7 protein-coding genes are annotated in these 22,330 nt (G+C 44.6%); all 7 read right to left on the reverse strand.

Features of this window, described 5'->3' with window-relative positions; translation table 11 throughout:
* Positions 1-211 precede the first annotated feature (211 nt).
* The 7 genes from DYH63_RS10930 to DYH63_RS10960 all read right to left on the reverse strand — a co-directional run bounded on the left by DYH63_RS10930 (position 212) and on the right by DYH63_RS10960 (position 22,196).
* Positions 212-7,636, reverse strand: a complete 7,425-nt coding sequence (locus DYH63_RS10930) for a T9SS type B sorting domain-containing protein (RefSeq protein WP_162926994.1) — start codon at positions 7,634-7,636, stop codon at positions 212-214.
* A 242-nt stretch (positions 7,637-7,878) separates the two neighbouring features.
* The gene (locus tag DYH63_RS10935) at positions 7,879-9,747 is read right to left on the reverse strand and encodes an OmpA family protein (protein WP_116788841.1); all 1,869 of its coding nucleotides are present in this window, start codon (positions 9,745-9,747) and stop codon (positions 7,879-7,881) included.
* 21 nt (positions 9,748-9,768) lie between these two features.
* A complete protein-coding gene (locus DYH63_RS10940; protein ID WP_116788842.1) occupies positions 9,769-10,707 on the reverse strand; it encodes a PorP/SprF family type IX secretion system membrane protein in 939 nt (312 codons plus the stop codon).
* A gap of 29 nt (positions 10,708-10,736) precedes the next feature.
* On the reverse strand, positions 10,737-14,540 hold the full coding sequence (locus DYH63_RS10945) for an FIDD domain-containing protein (protein ID WP_116788843.1): 3,804 nt from the start codon (positions 14,538-14,540) through the stop codon (positions 10,737-10,739).
* A 400-nt stretch (positions 14,541-14,940) separates the two neighbouring features.
* Positions 14,941-16,758 carry an Ig-like domain-containing protein gene (locus DYH63_RS10950; protein ID WP_116788844.1) on the reverse strand — a complete coding sequence of 606 codons (1,818 nt, stop codon included), beginning with the start codon at positions 16,756-16,758 and terminating at the stop codon, positions 14,941-14,943.
* 26 nt (positions 16,759-16,784) lie between these two features.
* Entirely contained in the window at positions 16,785-18,191 is a 1,407-nt protein-coding gene (locus DYH63_RS10955) for a peptide-N-glycosidase F-related protein (RefSeq protein ID WP_116788845.1), read from the reverse strand.
* Between the two features lie 99 nt (positions 18,192-18,290).
* Positions 18,291-22,196 carry a hybrid sensor histidine kinase/response regulator transcription factor gene (locus tag DYH63_RS10960; RefSeq protein ID WP_116788846.1) on the reverse strand — a complete coding sequence of 1,302 codons (3,906 nt, stop codon included), beginning with the start codon at positions 22,194-22,196 and terminating at the stop codon, positions 18,291-18,293.
* Positions 22,197-22,330: the final 134 nt, after the last annotated feature.

The following is a 22,330-nucleotide window of genomic DNA, read 5'->3' on the forward strand; positions in this document are numbered from 1 at the left end:
TACGCTACAAGGATACCGGCGCTGTCAGGGCTAAGAACAATCTAAGCGCACCGCAGCAGCTTTTAGCAATAGTGTCCAGTTGTTCTAATAGAAACTTACCTATAAAAACAACCCGGGCAGCCATATGGCTGCCCGGGTTTTCTTTTTGTGGTTTGTATTCAGTTTAGTGAAGCTACTGCTTACTGCTACTGAACACTGCGCTAATTGTTGTTTATCGCTTCATCGCAAAGTGCGCCTTAAAGGTCCTTGCATGGCCGTTCTCGTTGAACTCAACCGTAAACCAGTAGTCGTCTGACGGTAACGGGTTACCGTTGTAGGTACCGTCCCACCCCTGGCCTTTGTCGGTCCTGCTGTCAGGGCTCAGCTGTTTGATCAGCTTGCCGTAACGGTCAAAGATAAAGATCCTTGCACCCGTGCCCTGAAGACCGATGATGTTCCAGTAGTCGTTGATGCCATCGCCGTTTGGTGTGAAGTATTTAGGGTAGTCCACTACGCTTACACCCGGGATCCTTAGCATGTCACATGGGTTGATCTCAAGGGTGTTCGCATCACGAACGTATACCGTAAAGAAGCCCAGCGGTACATTAGTAAATACATTCGAGTTCTGCCATGGGCCCAGTGGCGTGGCATTGCCGTCTGCATCTTCAGGGGCAAGGCTGTACTGGTAGTCGCCATAGCCCTGTACAAGTACCGTTACCGTCTGGTTGTCCCCAAAGGCGTTGCTTACCACATAACCTGTATTAATGATTTCCGCCGGCCCTGAAAGGAATACTTCAAACGGTGCCACTGCATCTGAGATACAGCTGTCTGCATTCCATACTTCTACCGTGTAAAGGCCTTCTTCGGTTGCTGTGTACCTTTCTGAGGTGCCGTTCGTGGTTACTGCCGTACCGTTAAGGTACCACTGGTAGGTGTTGCCTGCCGTGGTGTCGCCTGCATGCAGGTACACCGGTTTGTTTACGTTGCCACTGCTGTATTCCACACACAAGGTATCATCGTTGTCTTCACTGGTAATGTTTGGTGTTGGCAGCAAGCTTACCCTGATGTTAAAGCTTGTTACTGCATAGCATGGTGAGAACGTGCTGGTGTTGGTTACCCTTACCCAGATCGTCTGCCCAAGGTATACCGTATTGGTAAACGCTGCAGGCGTTGCTATATACTCCGCTGCCGTGATATCGCCTGCCTCGGCTGCTGCCTGGCTGGTGTAGTAGCCCAGTGTATATTGTGCAGGGTTCTGGGTGCCCAGTACTTCTGCTCCTGCTGGGGTAAGGTCAAAGGCCGTAAAGCCGTCGTTTGTACCGTCATAGTCACATTCCACCATTGGGCTGTTAGCCGGGCTTGTAACAGGGTTGGCTACAGCTGCCTGCTCTGCATAAAGCTCAAGTGTTGTCAGTATCTCACAACGGGTTGTGTTGTCTGTTACATGTACCAGGATCTGCTGGTGCCCTGCCGTTACGTTGGTATAGTTGTGCGGCAATGCCGTACCTGCCGTATAGGCAGCCATGTCTTTATAGAACCTGATTGCATAATCGGTAGGGTTTACACCTGCAGTGGTTAGCAGGTCGGTTATATGACCGATTAGGTTGAACGTCTCAAAGCCGGTCGTCGGGTCGTTACAGATCGCATACAATGGTACTACGCCGGTGCTGTCATATACCGGTGGCAGTGGGTTTACGATAAGCGGTAAGGCTACAACTTCTGCACAGCCCGGTGCGCCCGGCTGGGTATCGGTACGCGTTACACGTACATATACCGTATCGTTCCATGGGGTTACACTCGTATACGCTGTTGGGGTACCGATGTATTCTGCAGCGGTAATGTCGCCTGCTTCGGCGGCGGCTTCTGTGGTATAGTAGGCCACCTGGCTCTGGGTATCCCCGCCCAGTATGTTGCGTTTGGCAAGGTCAAGGTTAAACACCTCGATACCGTCGCCAAGGTTGGCATCATTCGTATCGCAAAGCTCCAGTGGTGTTGGCGCTATGTTTGGCGTTGGCCTTGGCACTACCCTTAGCGTTACGCTGCTGTAGCTCTCACAACCCTGTGGCGTGGTAACACGTACAAACACCGTTTGCGGGTTTGAGGTATTGGTATAAGCGCTTGCAGGGCTGATCAGGCTGGTATAGGCACTGTCTTCAAAGTATTCTACGATGTTACTTTCCCCGATGCCGGTTGGCGTCAGGATGTAGTCGTTCATTGCCGTAAGGTCAAAGGCGGTCTTGCCGTCGTTTGGAAGGGCCTCGTCACACAGCATCAGCACCGTTGGGGTGGCAAGCTCTTGTGGCGCATTGACATGCAGCTCAAAGCTGCTTACCTGGTAGCAGTCCGTGCCCGGTACACTTACCCTTACCCATACCTGCTCGCCGTCGGTGCCGCGGTAGCTCTGTGGTGTGGTGATGCGTGGTGCTCCGGCCTGGGCATTCACCTCACTGGTAAAATACTCGATCGTGTAGCTGCCCGGGGCAACTCCGGTCTGGGTGTATACTTCAGCATCTTTTTGAGTCAGGTCAAATACCCTCCTGTGGTCGGTATTGTCGCTGTCTTCATCATCACAGTCCGTCAGGTCGGTTAGCGTTACTGCTATCGGCGCACGGGTAATGATGATCGTGATCGGGTAGACTATAGAGCGGCATCCTGTTACCGTATTGGTAGCAACCACATAAAGTACCTGGCTGCCCGGTGTTACGTTCTCATAGTCGGATGTGTTCAATATAGGGTTGTTGCCCCTTTCTGCATCATCCTGTGTGCGGTAGAAGGCTACTGTTAAGCCTACACCATTGTTGACCATGTTCGCTACAAGCGCGTCCAGGTCAATATTACCATAGCCTGAGCCGTTGGTATCGCATATGGTCAGTTCATCCAGCGTTGGGCTTACCAGTACCGGAAGTGGCTCTACACGGATGTCCAATAGTACGATACGGTAGCAGCCCGTTACATTATCGGTTACCCTTACAAAGATGGGCTGTACCGCAGGGGAGCCGGTATTTTCATACGTCTCAGGGTTAGGGATTGCTCCGGTACCTGATTCTGCATCCGCAAGGTTCGTGTGGAACGTGGTGGTTAAACCGTTTACGCCTCCTGTGATCTCGTCTGTCTTAGCGGTAAGGTCAAATTCCTCGACCTCATCGCCGGAGTTATGCTCGTCACAAAGTACCAGCGGTGTTGGGTTCGTTACTACCGGTAGTGGGTTTACTACAAGGTTTAGTGGTACAATGTCGTAACAGCCCGTAGCGTTGTTCGTTACCCTGATGTATACTGTAGCTGTGGCTGACGTATGTGTGCCCGGGGTAGCGATAGCAGGCGTGCCTAGCTGTGCGCTGCTAAGGCCGGTATGGTACGTTACTGTAAACTGGGCAGGGTTCATCGTGTTCAGCACGATAGCCTGGTAGCTGGTAAGGTCAAAGATCGCCTGCCCGTCGGTATCGCTGGCACCGTTGTCGCAAAGCGCATAGTCCTCAAGTGGGTCTGTCGCTTCCGGTACGGGGTGCACCACAAGGCGTAGCGGTACTACGTCAAAACATGAGGTAGTGGCTGAGTTTACACGGATGTAAAGCGTCTGGATGCCTCCCGTGGTCTGTGCCTCGATGTTTGTATAGTCATTCAGGTGCGTAGTGATCGGGTTGGTCCCGTTCTGGTAGTTTGCATCCGCTGACGTCTCATGGATCGTAAGGGTTACCGTACCTCCCATTGCCGCCTGGATCTCATCCAGTGCATCCTGAAGGTTGAACGTAGTTACATTATCGTTGTTGAAGTCACATTCTTCAAGGTCGGTTGGGTTTGGTGCGATAGGCGCCGGTTGTACTTCCAGTTGGGCCGGTGCAACAACGCTACAGCCCGTAGCCGTATTGGTTACCAAGGCATAGATCGTTTTGTTTACCGAAAGGTACGGGTTGACCGTAATGAAGTTCGCATTGCCAGGTACCGCATCGGCCTGGTTTTCATAGTACAGTGCCGTATAACCGGCCTGCCCGCCCATCATTACAGGGTCTAACCTGTCAAAATAGAACAAGCCTTCACCCGGGGTTTCTTCACACGCGTAGAAAATTGGGCTGCTTAAATCCGCTAATGGTAGCGGGTTAACGATCAGGGTAAAACTCCCTACATCATAACAGCCGTGTATTGTTTCTACTCTAACCCATACCTGTTGCCTGTCACGGGTTTCATTCTGGTAGCTCGCAGGTGAGATGATCGCATTCTGGTCAAGCTGCGCATCGCTGTTGCTCCTGTAGTAGGTTACAACGTCCGTAGGGTCGCTCGTAGCCTGCGTATTACGGCTCGTAAGGTCAAACACTTCCTTGCCGTCTAATGCAGGGGCAGTGTCGTCGCAAAGTACTATATCCTGGATTGGGTTGATCACCGGGCGTGGGTTTACCGTCAGAATTACCTGCCCTACCGAATAACAGTTGCCTGTCACTCCTGTGGCTACTACCCTGATGTACACCGTGCCACCTGTGCTGCTGTAGGTACCCGGGCTGCTGATCTGGCCTGCTGTACCGCCTGCATCGGCGAAGGCCTGGCTAGTGTAAAAGGTAGCTGTATAGCCTGCCTGGTTGTTGACAACCGCGGCACCCGCAGGAATAAGGTTGAACGTGCCGGAGCCTGTCCTGCCGTCTTCGCAGACATCTAGGCCTGCAACGGGGCTTAGCGTTGGGCTTGACAGTGCCTGCAATTGTAATGGTGTTACAACATAACAGTTTGTGGTAGCATCCTGCACACGGGCATAGATTGTTGTGGTAGCGCTATAGTAGCTGTTGGCAAGCTCGGTACCTGTAGCTCCACCCTCTGCAAGCAGTTGCGTGGCGTAGTAGCGTACCGTGTAGCCTGTATTATTATTGGTTATCTCATTGTTTTTTGCAGACAGTGTAAAGGTAGCCCTACCCGTGCCGTCATCGCATAATGAATACGGCGTCGTGGCCGGGTTGACCACCGGAAGCGGGTTGACGATAAGGCTGAAAGAGCCTGTACTGTAGCAGCCTTGTGCATTTTGCACGCGCACCCATACTATCTGTGGTGAACTTGTATTGTTATAGGTAGCAGTACCCACAAGTGGTGTGGTGCCGGCTTCAGCATCCGGTTGGCTCGCGTAGTAGCTTACCGTGAGTCCGCTTACACCTGCCGTGGCTTCCGCGTCTTTCGTGGTCAGGTCAAACGTGGCTACATTGCCCGTGGTTGCCGGGTCATCGCACAATACATAGTTTTGTATGACAGGGATCGCAGGCCTTGGGTTTACCGTTAGCTGTACCTGTGTTACCCCGTAGCAGTTGGTACTGTTTGCAGCGTCTATGACACGGATGTAAACCGTCTGGGTGGCCGATGGATAGGCTCCCGGGGCTGATGGTGTAATTACATCGGTATTGGTTTGTGCGCCGTTAAGGCTGCTGTGGTAGCTTACCGTATAGCCTGTCTGACCGTTTAGCGCCTGGGTAGCTGCCGTGGTTAAATTGAAGACCGCAATGCCATCATAATCGTCATCGCAAAGCGTTTGTGCTGCTGGCGCTGTGAGCGCAGGGGCTGCATCGATGGTGATCGTTGCCGAATCTGTACCTCCTATAATACAGTTACCAGGGTCTGGGGCTATCGTATAGGTTACCGTATAGCTGCCCGGCGTGCTTGTTGACGGGGTGATTGCACCTGTGGTGGCGTTGATCGTAAGGCCTGTACCTGCCGTGAAGGTTCCGCCTGTTGTAAAGCCCGTAGCAGGTGTTGGTAACACATCTGCAGTGGCCGAAACACACGCATTAGATGGCAATGTGAAACCCGTAACAGGTGCCTGGCCTGTACCTACGGTGACAACCAATGGTGCAGGGACACTTGGGCAGCCTAGTGCGTTTTGCTGCTCTACATAATATGTAAAAGTACCCGCCAGACTCGTATCCGGAGTAATGCTCGGATAGCTGTTACCTGCTACGTCATACCAAACCAGTGTATTACCAGCATCTACACTAGCCGTCAAAGGAACAGCCGTCTGGTGCTGGCAATATGTAATGTCTGTTACTGTAGGCGAAGGAGGTTCAGCTCCTGTAAATGTTATTGAAATGCTTTTAAAACAAGTAGGTGTACCCCAATTATACTTATAAACTCCGGGCACTGTAAAACCATGAATCTGCGTACCATTTGTTAAAGGACTCGTTATAATCGAAGTTCCGGGGTTACTACTGTCGGCTGTCCATGTACCTATACCTGTGGCACCTAAAGTTGTATAGGTAGTACCACACCCAACTGTAGTAGGAACAGCCATAACGGTATGCTCTAACCCAAAAGTAAAATAGTAACCCGTAGGTATATTTACATTTTTATATAGTATTGTTCCTGTATCATCTAAATCATAAATGGTTATGTCATTAGCCAAAAAAGCAGGAGTTGATGACACAACAAGATATTTTGTATTTGCAGGTAGCTCTGCTTTAGCTGCAGCTATGGTTACATCAGTAATGCTACCGGTTTTTTGTACTTTCCATGTTCTTGCAATTCGGTTTACACATTCGCCAAGAAGAACATTATTCCCCATTCCATCATCTGCTGTCATAAAATAAGATGCTGACGCATCTATGGTAGTGCTGTTTATAGCATTTGAAAGAGGAAAAACACCCGCAGCACTTTTATTATAAACAGTTATAAGGTTATTGTTATGTACTGATTTAGATTGCTTTTGGTAAAGCCCGGAAACATCATCTCTACCTATGCCGGTAACATTAAATTTAAAAGCATTATCTGTTGCCCAAAATATACTGCCATTGGGTGCTGTATAATTCCAATTTGTTGACGATTGCCCGGTAGTTAGGGTTACGCCATATTTTACAGCAAGATATGACTCAACCTTATTAACATCTGCGTCAGAAAGGTTTACGTTATATGTAATTACCTCTGCAACTCCTCCACTAAATAATTCGCTTCCGTTATTACTTCCCACAAAAAAACCTGCGGAGACAGAAGGATTATAAACAGGATCAAACCTGTTTGTGATGTTTGCGATATCACCATTGCGCTTCGCGCTGAATTCGTTTGAAGTAGTGCTTGTACTTATACCCTTACCTAAAAGGATGATTCCTGCAGTTTCAGGATATGATGTAGTATTTTGACCGCCCGGATATGGTGCGGCATTATAGTAATCTCCGGTGCTGCCTGATACGCCATTACCAGACTGGGTGCGGAAACTGGGCTTGAACTGCCAGCGGTTTGACCTGGAATAGGTAAGAGCCGTATTTTTTGGGTTGATATTAGCGTATGTATTTACTACGACAAATGCCGAACCCTGCGTAGCCATAAGGTCTGCCGCGGTGCCATCTGTATTAGATAACATGGTATTATTACCACTGCTAAACTGGATAAACGGGTTAAAGTTAAAGTTAGCAATAGGAGTATTTGTTGGCGTATACACAGGCATACGCGAAGTTGTTGTCTGTGTTAGGGCATATGTACCTGCATTAGTACCTCCGCTGCTTGTCCAGGAACGGACACGATTATCTGCTGTATTGTTTAATAAAACGGGATCAGTAGTAGCGGTACCTGCACTGCTGGTTGACCTAAACCAACCTGTAAGGCCGGCATTAACACCGCCTGGCGACTGCGAAAAGACACTTCCTGCGCAAAATAGCAGTATTATTGACAAAGCTTTTGAACGCTTTAATGACTTAAACATTGTGAGAAAATTATTTGTATTCATGATCATTCGGGAATCGCAAAATTAATTTATTCTAAACAAGAATATATACCTGTAGCACACACTTGTGAGTGTTTTTACATAAATGTATTTTACACACTAATTTTAAACAGGTTAGCTCTTATTTATTTTATGAGAACTAATATATGCAGCCCTTTTATTCGGCCAATACTGCCTTTAGACAGAAAAAATGCCCGGACATTTAGTCCGGGCTGTATATACTACTGCTTCACGATAAGGAATTCACTCCTTCTGTTTTGTGCGTGCTCTTCCTGTGTGCATGCTGTGCACTTAACTTTAGGCTCGCTCTCGCCATAGCCTTTGCCTGAGATACGCTCTTTAGCAATGCCTTTTGAGATGATGTACTGTACCGTACTCTTTGCCCTGCGGTTAGACAGGCTCATGTTGTACTGGTCACTGCCGCGGCTGTCGGTATGAGACTTAACCAATACCACAAGGGCCGGGTTGTTTTTCATCGCGGCTACCGCCTTGTCAAGCTCAAAGGCTGCTTCTTTGGTGATGTTACTCTTGTCGTATTCAAAGAATATTTCATTAAGCACGATCTCTGTTGGTTTTACGATCGTTTCGATCGGGTCAAGGTTAGCATTTACCGTTACCTCTCCGCCTGCGGTCTTGGCTACCGGGAAGGTGTTGTTTACATAACCTTCTGCACTGGCCTGTACGGTATATGGCCTGTCACAGTCGATGTTGTAGTTTACCTGCCCTTTATTGTCTGCCGTGCGGGTTTCGATAACATTGCCTTTTTCATCTACTATAGCCACTTTGGCTGCTGCAATGGCTTTGCCTGTTTTTGAGTCCCTGACCATTACAATGGCTTCTACACCACATACCGGGGTAGCAAGGTAGATCTTGTCAAAGCCGTCACGGTTACTTGAGAAGAAACCGATCTTTTTGGTATCGTTAAACGTAAAGGCGAAGTCGTCCTTTCCGGTGTTGATTGGCTGGCCTACGTTTTGTGCCTCGGTGCCTTTTTTAAGGTCAATCACATAAACGTCTAATGCGCCAAAGCCTTTCCTGCCATCGGTTGAGAAGTATAGCTTGTCACTATCGGTGATGTAAGGGAAGCTTTCCCTGCCTTCGGTGTTTACCTTTGGCCCAAGGTTCTGTGGCTCGCCATAGCTGTTGTTGCCCTTGATCTCTACTTTCCAGATGTCGTTGCTGCCACCCATCGAGCCTTCACGGTCCGATGCGAAGTACAGCCATTTACCGTCTTTGCTTACTGATGGGTTGCCTGTACTCCAGGTCTTGCCGTTAAATGGCAGTTCCTCGATGTTGCCCCACTTGCCGTTGACTTTTGTGGCTTTGTACAGGTATACCTGACCTTGCTTGCTGTTGCTTTCCTTGTCTTTTACATATTGTTTCTTTTCTTTAAAGCTCTCGCTTGAAAAGTACAATGTGTTGCCCTCAGGGCTTACCGAAGCAGGGCCGTCATGCCATTTACTGTTCACATCGCTTACCGGGGTGGGTTCGCTGATCGTACCGTTGGCATTATAGGTAGCCTGGTACAAATCAAGGAACGGCTCATCGTTGGCTCCATAGGTTTTCCTTGCCGTGTTCCTTGCGCTGGTAAAGTACAGGGTGTTGTCATTGGTCAGTACCGCGCCAAAGCTGCCGTATTTCTTGTCGTTGATGTCCAGTACCTTTTCATCAAAAAGTTTGGCCTGGTTGCGGAGCTTAGGCAGGTAGTTTGGGTCTTGTTTAAAGGTTACCGCCCTTTGGTCGTTTGGTGCCAGTTGTGCAAACTTCTGCATCTGTACGTTGCTTTCCTCATACTTGCCTTCTGCTTTAAGCATCTGTGCATATTTGTAGTACGTCTCGGCATCCTGGGGCGTTTTGGTGGCTTCTGCAAACCATTTTACCGCTTCCTTGCTGTTGAACATATTGTAGTAGCTTTCGGCAAGTTGCTTTGCTACATAGTTGTCTTTCTTTTTTACTTTTAGGTAGGCTTGCGCCGCGTCTACATACTCAAGCCTCGCAAATAGTTTGTCGGCAGCCTTCGTTTCTTCGCTCTGCGCCATCGCCGAACCAGCTATAAGCAGAAAGCCAAGGGTAAGATATAAATTTTTCATGGTCCTGTCTTTTGCTTTTGGTTAGAAATAACGTGGTGAACGTGATACTTTTTTCGGGAAGTTGACATCAAACAACAGCATGATCTCGTGTGAGGCAGGTGTGGTTACCTTCAGGTCGGATACGATGTGGTCGTATGCATAGCCAATCCTCAGGTTCGGTGTGATGGCATAGTTTACCATACCACCCCATGAATCGTCTAACCTGTAAGTGGCTCCGATCTCAAATTTCTCGAAGAACAGCGCGTTTAGTGAACCGTCGATAGACGGGTCTACACCAAAGGCTGATTTTACCATGAACGAGGGCTTCAGCTTGAAGTTGTCGGTTACCTGGAATACGTAACCTCCTGTTAAAAAGTAGTGCGATACTTCTGAACCAAAACGGTAGTCGGTACCGCTTTGGGTAAGGTCAAGGTGTTTGCTCTTTAGCATGTTGGGTACCGAAAACGCTAAGTAGTAGTTATCGGTGTAGTAGAACACTCCTGTTCCTATGTTAAAGTAGGTGTTGTTTACGTTTTCTGCAAATGCAGGGTCATTAGGGTCCGGTACAAAGCCGTTGCCAATATCGCTGAACAATCCTACTTTATGGAAGGTAGCGCCCGCCTTTAAGCCAAGGGCAAGCCTGTGCGCGCCACCAAGTTTCAGCGTGTAGCTGAAATCGGCATATACATTGGTTTCATTCACCGGACCGATCTTATCGGTGATCGCCGATAAGCCCAATCCTACATTTTTGCCCACAGGGCTGTGGCCCGAAAACGTGCCCGTACTCGGGGCTCCGTCTACATCTACCCATTGCTTGCGGTATAAAAGCCCAAAGGCTAAATTCTCCTTGCTGCCAGCGTATGCAGGGTTGATTACGTTCATGTTGTACATGTACTGTGTGTAGTGTGGGTCCTGCTGTGCGACTGCATCCGTAAACCCTACAAAGGCCAGTAATGCCGCCAGGTATAGTTTCTTTGTCATCTCTTAGTCTGTTCTCTTTTTTTATTCTCTTAATTTTGCCTGTTGATGTAGATCCATCCTGTTTTGCTCTCGCCATTGTTGCGCTCAAACATATAGAAGTACGTTCCTGTTGGCAGTTCGTCGCCATTACTGCCCTGTCCGCCCCACTGATTGGTGTAGCTGCCTTTAAAGCTGTAAACCTCAAGCCCGTAACGGTTATAGATACTGATTTTTCTTACATCAAGGTACGCAAGATCAAAATTGTCATTCTGCCCTATCGTTCCGCCCGGAGAGATACCACGCTGAATCTCGCAGTTGCCTGTAGTAAGTGCTAATTCCTCTACAGTAGTACAACCGGCAGCATTTTCTGCACGCACATATACTATACCTGTAGTTGTAGTAAGTAGGTAAGAAGCCGGTGTAGCAATGGCATTGTTATTAGCAAGGGCATCTGCCTGAGTGGCAAAATATCCTAGTGTAACACCTGTGCCTGCCTGCGCAGCTACTTCAGTAAGATTAAACGGAGAACAACCGGTAAGTTCTAACGCCGCAGCAAATTGTGGAGCCGGCAAAACATTAAGAATAAAAGATGTTGTTGTATAGCATCCACCATTACCTACCCTGACATAGATAGTTTGTGGGTTGGCCGTATTATTATAACTACCCGGTGTAGTAATAGCACCAGTATTGTTATCTGCATTGCTCTGGCTTGTAAAATACGTAACGGTATCTGTAGAACCGGCAGGTAATATAAGCGCATCGCGGCTTGAAAGATTAAATGCAGCTACTCCTGTAGTTACTTCGCAAAGCTGGTAATCAGCAATCGTATTTGCAACCGGAAGCGGATTTACAATTAGAGCCAGGCTTGCAACACTGTAACATCCTGCCGCTGTTTGCACCCTTACCCAAATAGTAGCCGTACCACTAGTATATGTAGCAGGTGTAGCTACAGGAGTAGTGCCTGCATTAGCAGCAGCCTCTGTATCATAGTATGAAACCGTTAAGCCCGCTACACCATTGGTAGCTTCTGCATCTTTAGAGTTAAGGTTAAATACTGCCTGAACTCCTGTGGTTGCAGGATCATCGCAAAGTACATAATTTGTTAAACCCGGCGTTGCAGGAAGCGGATTTACCTGCAGGTTAAGGGTTGCAAGGCTGTAACATCCTGCTGCCGATTGTACCCTTACCCAAACAGTACCTCCGGCACTTTGATAAGCAGAAGTTCCTGTTATTGGCCTGGTGCCATCATTAGCTTCTGTTTCTCCGGTATAATAAGAAACCGTTAAGCCCGCTACTCCATTAGCAGCCTGTGCATCTTTAGTTGTAAGGTTAAATACTGCCTGTACCCCTGTTGTTGCAGGATCGTCGCACAGTGCATAGGTAGTCATTACAGGCACCACAGGTTTAGGGTTTACTGTAAGCACAATAGTTTTTATGGTATAACAGTTTGTTGTAGTGCCGTTTTCTATAGCCCTGATATAAACTGTTTGTGTATTTGGTGTTATCGTTGAGTATGCCGCAGGTGTGGTTATAGCAGCTGTTCCTGCTTCGGCATCTGTTAATGATGTGTGGTAGGTTAGCGTGATGCCTGTCTGCCCGTTAAGGGTGTTGTTACCTTCTGCTTCCAGATTAAATACAGCAAGCCCGTCATAATCATCATCACATAAAGCTAGTGAAGACGGTTCAAGCAGCACAGGTGCGCTGTTAATAAGTATCGTTACTGTAGTATCATCGCCTGTAATACAATTTGTAACATCTGTAGTAACTTCATATTTAACATTATAAGTTCCCGGTGTACTTGTAGCAAGGTCTATTTCTCCTGTTGCAGCATTAATTGCTAAACCTGTAGCAGGTGTTACGGTAAATGCACCTCCTTCGGTAAAGCCTGCGTCTTTAGTTGGTACTACATTAGCAGCGCCCGCACAAACAGCAGCAGGAAGTGTAAAGCCTGTAACGGCAGTAGTAGGAGTGTTAATTGTTACCGTAATGGTAGCATCCAGACTTTGGCATCCCTCAGGAGAAGTCTGATAAACATTAAAAGTAGCAGTACCTATAGCAGACGTTAATGGAGTTGGTGCACCCGGCAGTTGTATGCCGTTGCTGTCTACCCATGTAAGTGTGTAACCGGTAAGTGCAGTAGCCGTTAAAGGTGCAGCTATTTGTCCCTGGCAATATGCAATATCTGTAACAACCGGTATAGCAGGTACAGCACCGGTATATGTTATAGTTACTGTTTTAAAACAGCTTGCACTACCCCAATTATATGTATAAACACCCGGTGTAGAGAAACCAGAAATTAGTGTGCTGTTTGCTGTAGGGTTAGCAATAACTGTGGCAGATGGGTTGGCACTATCTGCCGTCCAGGTACCAAGACCTGTAGAAGTAACTGTTGTAGTTGATGTATTACAGCCAATAGTTACCGCGTTTGATACTACGTGCTCTGATCCATAAGTAAAGTAATAACCGGTAGGAATATTTACATTTTTGTACAATATAGTTCCGGTATCGTCAAGAGGATAAGTAGTGATATCTCCCGCAGGAAAGGTTGGGTCTGATGATACGACAAGGTATCTTACATCTGCAGGCAATTGTGATTTTGCTGCTGCAATAGTAACATCTGCAATACCACCCGTTTTCTGAACTTTCCATGTGCGTGCAATGCGGTTAACACAGTTACCCTGCACCGTTGCATTACCAAGACCGTTATCTGCCGTTATAAAATAAGAAGCCGTAGCATCTATAGCTGTTGTGTTTAATGCATTTGTTACAGGAAATGTACCCGCAGTATTTTTGTTATAAACCGTAATCAGGTTATTGTTGTGTATTGATTTAGACTGCTTTTGGTAAAGGCCAGAAACATCGTCCCTGCCTATACCGGTAACATTAAATTTAAATGTATTATCTGCTGTCCAGAAAACGCTGCCATCCGGCGCGGTATAGTTTCTGTTGGTTGAAGATTGCCCAGAAGTGAGAGTAACTCCATATTTTACAGCAAGATATGATTCTACCTTGTTAACATCTGCATCAGAAAGGTTTACATCAAAGGTAATTACCTCAGCAATGGCTCCGTTAAATATTTCATTTCCATTATTACTGCCCAGGAAGAACCCTGATGAAACAGCAGGATCATAAACACTGTCAAAGTTATTGGTAACACTTGCTGTATCACCATTTCTGTTAGCACTAAAAGTATTAGATGTTGAATTGGTATTAACACCCTTACCCATCAGGATTATACCTGCGGTTTCAGGATAGTTAGTCATACCAACACCTCCCGGAAACGGAGCATCGTTATAATAATCTCCTGTACTACCGGCAAAACCGTCTCCGGTTTGTGTCCTGAAGCCCGGCTTAAACTGCCATTTGTTTTGTGAAAACAAATAAGTAAGTGCCGTATTTTTTGGAGTAATATTTGTATAAGTATTAACTACCAAAAATATAGAACCCTGGGTATTTAAAAGATCTGTTGTGAAACTTGTATTTGTAAGCAATGTATTATTACTGCCTGAAAATTGCATGAACGGGTTAAAGTTAAAGTTTGCACTTGCTGTATTGCCCGTAGTATATACCGGCATACGTGTGGTATTAGACTGTACCAGTGCATAAGACCCTGAGGTGGTGCCACCACTACTCATCCATGAAGTAACACGGTTATCTGTTGTGTTATTTAACAAAATAGGATTTGTATTAGCTGTACCTGCATTACTGGTAGACCTGAACCAACCTGTAAGGCCGCCACTAACCCCACCCGGAGCCTGTGCAAAAACAGTTGTGCCACCCAGCAGAGAAATAACTACAAAAGCCCTGACAGGCTTTAATATGAAAGATGTTAATAAATGATATTTTTTGCTCATTATAATTGGTTTATATAATTTAATTTGTAGGTAAACTGAGTTGTTTTTTTGTCTTAAATCTTAGCCGTTTTTTGCATTAGGAATACAGTTTAAAACTGTTATTTTTAAACAGTCTAAATATAAAAAACAAAGATTGTAAGATATTACTGTTTAACATAAAAAAATCAACAAATAAATATGACAGTTCCTTAAACCGTAAACTTCTTGTTTTTAGGCAAAAAGGGCTTTCAGTATTGTTTCAAACAATTGTACTATTGTTTTATTGACCAAATTTTATTTTAAAGACGGCCTTATAAAGCTTCTATTTGAAGCAAAATTTTTGTTGTAATAGTTCAAAAAATAAAGAAAAGCCGTGATGCCTTTTGGGCAACACAGCTTCTCTGCCTAAAATCAATAAACTTTAATTTTTAACTATTTTGGCAACTTGCACATTGCCGTTTTCAAACTCAGCTTTCAGCATATAAATACCGCTGCTAAGTAAACCCATATGTAGTGTAGGCTGTAACGACCTTAGCACTTCTTTGCCCAGGCTATCATAAACAGAAACTACTTTTATAATTGACTGTGATTTAATTTGAACCATATCTGTTGCAGGGTTAGGGTATACTGCAATTGCATTTTTACCAAAACTTTCAACTGCCGATACCGGGATGTTTACGGTAATGTTAATACTTGTAGATAGTGTAGCTCCGCTCGCAGATGTTGCAGTAACAACGGCTGTACCATTTGCAACAGCAGTTACAAGGCCATTTTCATCTACGGTTACAATACCTACCGGTGTAGCAGTCCATACAACATCTGTATCTGTAGCATTTTCAGGAAGTATTGTTGCAACAAGCTGCAATGTACCACCAGCGGTAACAATTGTTGGCTCCGCATTGTTTTCTACAGTTACAGTAATACTTGTAACCACAACTACCTGACCTGTAATAACCACATCAATCGTATCTGTAAAAGATCCGTCTTCTGTAGTAACAGTAACGGTAATTGTACCGTTAGCCAATGCCCTGATTAATCCGTCTTCGCTTATCGTAGCAAAATCACTGCCTGCACTAATAGCCCATGTAACATCTGCATTACTTGCATCATCCGGAGTAACAGTAGCCACAAGCTGTAGTGTACCACCATCTGTAGTTATTGTTGCCGGTGCATCATCTGCCACAGCTACATCAACTGCTGTTACAGCAATTACCTGATTAGAAATAACAACTTCAATATCATCATAAATTGTAGTATCACTTGTAAGCGTTGCGCGTACTGTTACAGCACCATTAGCCAGAGCTGTTACCAGGCCTGTAGCACTTATAGTTGCAAACTCGCTTCCTTCTGCAATAGTCCAGGTTACAGTCTCTGTAGCCGGTGTTACTGCTGCGGTAAGTTGTAGCGTACCTCCATCTGTAGTTATGGTAGCCGCAACATCTCCCTGCACCGCTACTGCAACTGTAGATGGTAATGCCGGTGATGCTGTTGCAGAAACAGCAAGCACTGAAAGACGTATCTCACTTGCCCATTCTGCCGAAGATGACCCTTCAAAACTAAAGGCAATACCGGTTATGGTTTTATACTGATTACCTGCATCAAGCGGCAGAGCTACCTCATAAAGCCTTGGGTTTGTAGCGCTGCCTTCAAGGTTGTTGTTAGCAGTATTAATACGCCCTATACCTTGTATAGCATAACCGTCGCCATCATACCAGTCGCTGATTGTAAGTGTTGAAGCCTGTGTAGTGCCATCTGCAAAATTTACCGTAGCAGAAAACGACTGGTACTGGTTACCGCCGCCTGTAGCACCTGCCAAAAGGTAAAGGGTACTAACGTTTGATTTACTGAATGCTAGGGTTCCTGTAGACGTTGCTCCATTACCCACATAAGCCGGTGTTAGGAACAGGGCATTATTGCCACTGTAATCTGCTAGCTGAAAATTAACGCCAATTGAATTTGCACTATTGATCAATCCGTTAACCGGCAGTCCGTATGTGGGTGTTGAGCCAGATGTTGTAGCCTGAAAATCCAGGGAAACAAGCGCTCGTGTATTATGCTGATCAAAGCCCATGGTTGTAGAAGCCGAAGCATTGCCTACACCATTTGCTATAATATCCTGATTAAAACCTGATGTGATGGTAACAGGTGTAGCTGTTTGCGCAAAAGATATTGCCGGGCTAAGCGACAAAAAGCCGAAAGCGATTGCATACCTAAATGGATAAAGTAGTTTTCTTTTCATAAACCGTCATGTATTAGTGTTAATTATTAGCTCTTTATAACTTTTTTCACAACCACCTCATCGTTAGAAAAAAGTATTTTAACAATATACATACCGCTTTTAAGGGCAGACATATCAACGTTATTTGATGTACCTTTAGACACAACCTGACCCGTAATGGAAACAACAGTAAATTCTTTTACTTCTTGATTTACCGCGTTTATAACAGCTGTGTTTAAAACAGGGTTAGGATATAGAGAAACACTTTCTGCACTAAAAGTATCTGTAGAAAGTACCGTATCATAACTTTGAAGATATACCGACATTGGTATCATACCATCGTTTCCGTTAAAGGTAGCATCCGGCACATCGATCTTGAAACTGTGTGCACCGGCAGAAAGGTTACCCAGGCTAATTTCCCTGATAGGAATTGAATTACCGGGACACCAGTTGTTCCAGCTCCATGCAGCATCTGTATTTGCCAGAGGCGCTCCTGTATTACAGTTATTATAAATACAATTTCCCTGAGTATTATACCTGCGGTAAGGTCCACAAGATACACCCCCCGGCTTATAAGTAAGCACCTGCACACCATCTACATATACAAAGTGCTGCCTCCTTACATATTCTTCACCACCGCTGCCTGCACCATGGCTTGATGTTATAAGGTACAGTTTTGCATTTGGCAAAGCCTCATCAAGTGTAAAATTTATGGTACGCACCGTTTCATTAAGCACATCTGTACCAGAAAGGTTATAATCGCGCATTTCATATTTAAATGATAGTGGCTTTAAAAAATTATTGCTGTAGTTTACCGATGCATCAGTTTCTGAAACAAACTCAAGCGTGCCAAAAAATACATCGTTTCTGCCAGAGCATCCTGCCACCTGGGTGTTTGCAGCATAAGGAACACCAAAAAGTTCAAGTTCTACCCAAAGGTCAAATTCTGATGTAAGCTGTGTATCCTTAAATATCTGAGCTACGTTATCTATTTCATAAGTATATGGTACCTCATCCGGCTGTACATTCTTGTTCATAAACGGAGTAATGTACCTGCCTAGTTCCAGGCGTTGCACTTCTGAAGGGTTGTAAGATGTAGCATCTTTAGGTACAAGCGCCAGGTTAATGTTACCTATCCTGTCATAATTATCACATGATGCTTTTATGGTAACGTTCATGGTAAGCTTGTTGCCAAACTGTGCCAGTTGTTCTGCCGTAAGCTTTTTAGCATATAATGAATTGCTGTGCCTTATAACACCATCCGGCACCGGCTCTGATACGTTAGCTGCATAGCCATCATAAAACAGTATCTGGTCAAATACTGTAAGTATATATGGGTCTTGTGCAATAGCTTTATTTGAGAAGAGAAAAAACAAGCACAAGCCGGCAAAAAAGGCCTGCCTGTGCTTTTGAAAATAACCAGAGAGATTCTTAATAGTAGTAGTTTTGTTCATTAGGTAAGAGTTTCGCGTTTAATAATAATGCTGTAAACTTCTTATTTTAAGCCTAATGACGATTGTACTATTGTTTCAAAACCTGTAACTATTGTTACATTATACTGCTGTTTTTAAGAAATCGCTTGGTGTTATACCATAAACCTCCTTAAAACTACGGGTAAAGTAAGATGGGCTTGCAAAACCGGTTTTATAAGCCACCTCAGCTACCGTAAAATTCTCTTTAAGCAACGGTAAAGCTTTACTCAGGCGATAAGCCCTGAGCATTTCACTGGTGCTCATTCCGGTAATACTTTTAATTTTACGATGCAGGCTTGTCCTGCTTATAAGGAGCACTGCAGAGAGCTCTTCTACCCCAAAATTATCATTGTCGATATTCTCGTCTACTGCTTCGTATATTTTAAGCAGGAACGGGTCTATCGGCTTACTTTCTATAACCTCTTCTGCAGCCGGTAACGTAGTAAGCCCCCTGTAAATAGATTCGCGTAACAACTTTTGCTGCGCCAGCCTGTTACTTACCCGCATTAGTAGTTCTTCTACACTAAAAGGTTTTGTAAGATAATCATCTGCTCCATATGAAAGGCCTTCCAGCCTGCTCTCCATATCAGCTTTAGCGGTTAGCAAAAGTACAGGTATATGACTTGTAGCAATATCAGCTTTTACAGCACGGCAAAATTCAAAACCATTCATTACGGGCATTAACACATCGCTAATTATAATTTCGGGCGAATGTTGCTGCGCAAGTGGTAATGCAGCAATGCCGTTTTCGGCAGCTACAACATTATAATGCGCATTTAATATGCTGTACATAAATGCTGCAAGCTCCTTATTATCTTCTACTACCAGTACTGTTGGCTTTTCAGTAGTGTGATCTTCAACAAACACAGCACCGGTATTTTGGGCTGCTTCTCCTGCAATAGTTGTAGTAAGTTCTTTTAACGGCAGGAATATTTCAAATACCGCGCCCGTTGTATGTAGAGAATTAGTCGACACATTAATAGTACCGTCCTGAAGTGTGATTAGTTCTTTAACTAAAGAAAGGCCTATTCCGCTGCCAGTTGCCAACCTGTTTTCTGCACTATTACCTCTGTAGAACCTATTAAAAATATTTAGTATATCTTCTTTTGTAACTCCCGGGCCATTATCTGAAACACTTAAGATTATACCGTTAGGCACTATATCAAGCTTAACAACAATACTGCCGCCTTGCGGGCTGAAACGTATAGCGTTAGACAAGAGGTTAAAAAGTATCCTTTCCATCATTTCTGCATCAAAAAGATAACCTGCATTTTCTGGTATTTCCTGCGTAATAACAATATCTTTTGAATTAGCTTCCTGCGAAAACGCCGCTACAACTTTGCGCATAACCTGCGTAAGATCACCAGCCGAAAAATGCGGTTTTAACGCTCCGGCTTCCAGCTTAGACATATCCAGGAGCTGATTGGTAAGATTTAAAAGGCTTGTGGCATTTTTAGTAATAATTTCTGCCATTTTGCCCTGCTCTGTTTCAAAAAGCCTGGTTTTAAGTTCCTGTGCGGGGCCAAGTATAAGGGTTAACGGTGTGCGCAACTCATGCGTAATGTTCGAAAAGAAGCGGGTTTTCATATCATCAAGTTCCCTAAGATGCAGGGCTTCTTTTTGTTTGAGCACAATTTCTTCCTTCATTACACGCTGCCTGATCCTGAAGTTAGTAAACAGCAATACAGATACCGCAAATAATATAAGATAAACTATCCATGCGCCGGTAGTATTCCACCAGGGTGGCGAAACTGTAACCGGTAACGATTTTATGTATGAGCTCCACTTACCCGTAGTGTTAGTAGCATTAACTTCAAAAACATATTTACCCGGCGGAATTTTAGTATAAACAGCATCTCTTTTATTTGCTGCGGCTACCCACTTATTGTCATATCCTTTAAGGCGGTAGCGGTACTTAATATCTGTAGGATGATTAAATTGCAGTGCTGCATATTCTATACGCAGGGTATTATCATTATAAGGCAGGCTTAAATTTGTAACCAGAGGTAAGGCGCTGGCATAAGCCGTACCTTCAATTGCCTGGTTATTAATAAAGATATCTGTTAGCTCTACATTTGGGTTAAAATTATCGTCTTTAATTTCCTGCGGATTAAAAATCACATACCCGTTTATACCGCCAAAGGCAAGCTTACCATCGGGCAACGGTATTTGATGAAAACGGTTAAACTCATTATTAGGCAAACCGTAAGAAACCGTAAAAGTGCGGCTTTTGTGTGAAACAGGATCAAAACGCACCAGGCCCTTATTAGTACCCAGCCAGAGATACCCAGCCGCATCCGGCAACATAGAATATACAACATTATCCGGTAAGCCCTGCTTTACAGAAAACACGTTTGTTTTAAAGGTAGTTTTATTAAAGCACAGTAAACCTTGCGGGCTGCCTATCCATATAAGGTTATTACCGGCAGGATCTGGAAGCATATTATAAAGGCTTCTTGCCGAAAATACTTTGCCCTCTTTATCATTTACTTTATGCAGTGTTTTGCTTTTTAGGTCAATGTAAAATAAACCATCATACTCTGTTGCCACCCAAAGGCGGGTTTTATCTAAAAGTATACTGCTTGGGGCTACGGTTTTTAAACTATAATTGCCTGCCGTTTTAAAAGGAGTACTTAGCTGCCATACTCCTGAACTCTGCAAAGTATAAAGACTACCACAATCGTCCATTACCATAGGCATTCCGTTTGCCATAAGCACCAAACCTTTTACCGGCACAAACTTTTTATTTGCTGCCGGCAGCTCAAAACCTGTTACTTTTTTTTGCCTGATATCATAGCGGTAGAGAGCCCTGTCTAATGCTATCCAGATGTTATTAGCATCTTTAACAGTACGCAAATAATAACTAAGGGGCAAAGTACCCTTATATGAATTTTTATGCGCCAGGTATGCAACCGGAAAATTGAACGCTCTTGTCAGCACATCTGTTATAAAATCCTTCTCGTACCTATGTGAATCAAAATCTGTAGCAAGGTCAATCTGGGTGATGCCATCTGTGTTTCCGCCTGTCCAGATAAGCCCTGACCTGTCTACAAGGAAAGCCTGTATGTTTCGAAAATCTTCTAACCCGTCTTTAGCATATTTTTTAAGTCCGTTATTATCATCATAGCTATAAACATTATTTCCTGCTATAAAATACTCTTTTCCATCAGGGCCAATGTTTATCCATTTAACGCTGTATTCTGTAACTTCGGGTAGACTTATCTTGCGAAACCTGTGACTTTTTGGTTCAAAAAAGAAAATATTTTTAAGGTCTGTCCACATCAATTCGCCGTTAGCTCTTTTGTGTAGCTCAGGAATATCGTCGCCATAGTCAAGGTTATCGTTAAAGTACTGCTTGCACTGCAACGGATAATCAATAAACCTGCTACTGCCCTTTATTAAACGGCTTAGTGCATTTTGCCTCAATACCCATAAATCTTTTTTCCCGTCTATAAAAAGGCTCCTTATGGTATCGCCCTGAAAAGAATAGGTTCGCTTTTCTTTTATTTTTCCGTTATGCTGATATTTAAAACTCTTTACGGTTCCACCTTTCCCCAGGTACCATATAACATTATCATCTGCAATGCTCCAGCCACGGCGTATTATAAATAACTTTTCTTTTTCTGAAATATCCTGTGTAATGATATGGGACACTTTTGCAGAGTCTATACTAAGCCTGTCTAATTCTCCCGTTTCATACTTAAGCCAAAGCGAATTTCCGGGGCCGGGTTGCAAATGGGTTATGGCATTAGATGCAAGCGAATTTTTATCTGAAAGGTCATGCTGAAATATCCTGAAGTTATGGCCATCATAGCGCGCTAATCCATTTCTGGTTGCAATCCATATAAATCCCTGCTTGTCCTGGTGCAAGCCCGAGATAAACGACTGCGGAAGGCCTTCATTTTCAGAAAGCCGCCTTGTATTTTGCGCATATAAAAATAATGGCAAAAATAATATATAGAGTACAGACTGTAATTTCAGTCTCATTGCTGCTGGAATTTATTGGTCAATAATGGTCATGATTAAAAAAATATGACGCCTTCAGTTGATGCCAATGTACACTGATTTGCCCCTATTATGCAAATTTCACTTATTTTTTAACAAAACTCACAAATTTTACA

This window comes from Flavobacterium psychrotrophum (assembly GCF_003403075.1).
In the GTDB taxonomy this organism is placed as follows: Bacteria; Bacteroidota; Bacteroidia; order Flavobacteriales; family Flavobacteriaceae; genus Flavobacterium; species Flavobacterium psychrotrophum.